This window comes from Acetomicrobium mobile, from assembly GCF_937920065.1.
Genome location: NZ_CALETC010000172.1, coordinates 1 through 2830, shown reverse-complemented (window position 1 = coordinate 2830; position 2830 = coordinate 1). Strand labels below are relative to the sequence as shown.

General features: G+C 44.9%; 2 protein-coding genes. One reads left to right on the top strand and one right to left on the bottom strand.

Annotation, left to right across the window (positions count from 1 at the left end; all coding sequences use genetic code 11):
- Positions 1-180 precede the first annotated feature (180 nt).
- Positions 181-1836 carry a phosphoenolpyruvate carboxykinase (ATP) gene (locus Q7P41_RS06750; RefSeq protein ID WP_303883049.1) on the top strand — a complete coding sequence of 552 codons (1656 nt, stop codon included), beginning with the start codon at positions 181-183 and terminating at the stop codon, positions 1834-1836.
- Positions 1837-1874: 38 nt separating this feature from the next.
- Here the strand turns inward: Q7P41_RS06750 and Q7P41_RS06745 are convergent, their stop codons facing one another.
- Complete coding sequence (locus tag Q7P41_RS06745) at positions 1875-2591, bottom strand: SIMPL domain-containing protein (RefSeq protein WP_303883048.1); 717 nt, start codon at positions 2589-2591, stop codon at positions 1875-1877.
- Positions 2592-2830 lie beyond the last annotated feature (239 nt).

Here is a 2830-nt window from a genome sequence, read left to right as displayed (position 1 = left end):
ACGATTTTTTGGCATCGTATTTTTGTGGTAGACTGAACTACTCCCTGTGATAAGATGATAGAATAAGATTATCTTAATTAAAAGCCTGATTTTTGAGAACTTGCTCAATGTCTAATAATTTTATATTACGATGTAACACCGAAAAGTTTACGTATCTTGGAGGTGAAGGAGTGATATTGCATGGCTACTATAGGATGTATACAAAATGGATTTGAAAAAATTCAATCCAGGATCCGCACGACTGTTGAAACTCCTTTCTACGGCAACAACGTCATGTCCGTGGCCTCTGTAAAGGAGGCTTACTATCTCGCAAAAGATAGTCCGGGTACGATAGAACTTTCAGGAATGCCGGTATTTGAAGCAGAAAAAATGGGTTTGCCCGAAGGGGCAAAGGTGTTACTTTTTAACGATGGGGCAGTTGTGGGTCGATGTGCCGCTGCCAGGCGAATCGTGGGCGAGCCTAACGTCAAGGTCGACGAATACGCTACGAAACTTCGGGAGGCAGTTTACGGGACTCGATTTCGCAAGTTATATCGCGCTGAGGCTATCGTAGGATTGCATCCCGATTTCATGATCAAGGCCCACTTGCTTGTTCCCGAAGGACACGAAAACATTTTATATAACTGGATACTCAATTTCCAATATCTCGATGACTGTTACAGCAAGATATATCAAGATTCCAGGGTGTATCCGGAAGGAGACATCTTTATTTTCTCTGATCCGGATTGGCAACACCCGGAACATCCGCTTGGCTTGGCCTTTTTTGATCCAAATCATAACTGTGCTGCCATTTTGGGGTTAAGATACTTTGGGGAATTCAAGAAAGGCACTTTAACTTTAGCTTGGGGTACAGCCGCAAGAAACGGATTTCTTTCCTGCCACGGCGGTTTGAAAAGGCTTAAATTGCATGGCGGAAGAAACTTCGTTATGGCGGTCTTTGGACTGTCGGGCTCTGGGAAGTCCACGATTACCCACGCAACACACGGAGGCAAATACGAAATAACCGTCTTGCACGATGACGCCTTCGTCGTCAATCGGGATGAAGGGTACTCCATTGCTTTAGAGCCTACATATTTCGATAAAACGCAAGATTATTCCATGCACAGCGAGGCGAGCAGGTTTATCGTAACGCTTCAAAATAATGGAGCAAGCATAGGTAAAGACGGGAAGCTTTACGCCATAATGCGAGACTTGAGAAATGGAAACGGGAGGGCGATAAGGTCAAGGTTTTGGTCGCCAAACAGGGTAGATATAATGGAAGATCCAATAAACGCCATCTTTTGGCTCATGAGAGATCCAACTATGCCGCCCGTGGTGAAGGTGACGGATCCATGCCTGGGTTCAACTTTGGGTGCTACGCTTGCAACAAGAAGGACGACGGCTGAAAGGCTTGCGCCGGGGGTTGACCCCGATGCCTTGGTTTTTGAACCCTATGCTAATCCTTTCAGGGTATATCCCTTGAGCGTTGATTACGAAGGCTTCAAAACATTTTTAGCCAGCGGCGTTGATTGCTACATCCTTAACACGGGAGATTTCATGGGAAAAGATATTGAGGCAAAGCTTACCCTTCAAATTATAGAAAACATAACGGAGGAGAAGCCGTGTTTTGTGCCCTGGGATAATTTTTCCGATCTTCAGATCATGCATCTTGATGGCTTCATGCCGGATTTAAGTGACAAAGGGTATAAAGAGCAGTTCATCGCGCGCATGAACGATAGAATTAAGTTTATCAAAGAGAAAGAAACCGAAAGGGGCGGTTTTGATAAACTGCCCCGAGAGACGATAGAAGTTTTGGAGAAGATTCTCGAAGAAGCGTCACATCCAAAGGCAAAATAGCAGGTGTGAAAAACCATGTTTTCCACAAGGGCGTTATATCAACGTGACGATAGGAAGAAGTCTATGGTAGTCACAACTCGGACCACTTTGTAATCGGGTGACCCGGCATCCCTGTCGTTGATGGTGAAATACCCCTGGGTTGCCCTTCTTATTGCGCCAACCTGACATCCCGAATCTCTGGCAAACTGTTCCGCAGCTTCTCTCGCGTTTTTGGTCGCCTCGGCGATCATTTCGGGCTTTATGTCATTTAACTTTGTGAAGGAAAACTGCGCGGAGCTGTCCTCGCCGATGGCAATTCCCGATGATACCAGCTCTCCTGCTTTCTCCATGGCGTGTTTTACACCGGCAACGTTATTCGAGCGAAGAGTTATCCTTGTCACTGCGATGTAACGATATTCTCTCCCTTTGCCGGCATCGTAGTAGGGCAGAGATTGTGTGTCGGTAATTTGTGGGGGCATGCTTGAAATTTCTGACTCAGAAAAACCCATTCCAAGTAAGAAATTATATAGCTTAGCTTTGTTGTCATCTATGTCGTTTTGAAGCTCCTCAAGGTCGTTGGCGGAGTTCCTGAAGGATATGTTCCATATCGCGAGGTCTGCCTCCACGATTCGCTCTGACAATCCCTTAACAGTGACGTAACGTTCCGCCATCTTTATTTCCTTTAAAGCGTTGCTTAAAAAGTAGCTCGAGATTATAAGCCCACAGGCCAGACACAGGCCTAAAGCCAAAAAAGCGATGGTCCTTCGGTCCGTCATTTTTAAATACCCCCTTTTTGTTATTATAACTCGTATCAGGCACCGGCAACGTTATTTTATGCATCTTTTAGGTGACAGCTACGAATGTTTAACACGGGTCAACCTAGGTTAAGCTCGCTTTAGGCCGTTTTGGTGGTGTTATAATTTTCATGAAACGTCGAGAAGTTAACGATGTAACACGAAATTTAGAAAAGAATCGATATCATTAATTTTGCTGCAATCTCTTTATGAAAAAGGTG

Excerpts from the sequence above, each read along its gene's own strand:
- Q7P41_RS06750 (WP_303883049.1), top strand. The coding sequence starts at position 181 with ATGGCTACTATAGGATGTATACAAAATGGATTTGAAAAAATTCAATCC.
- Q7P41_RS06745 (WP_303883048.1), bottom strand. The coding sequence starts at position 2,591 with ATGACGGACCGAAGGACCATCGCTTTTTTGGCTTTAGGCCTGTGTCTG.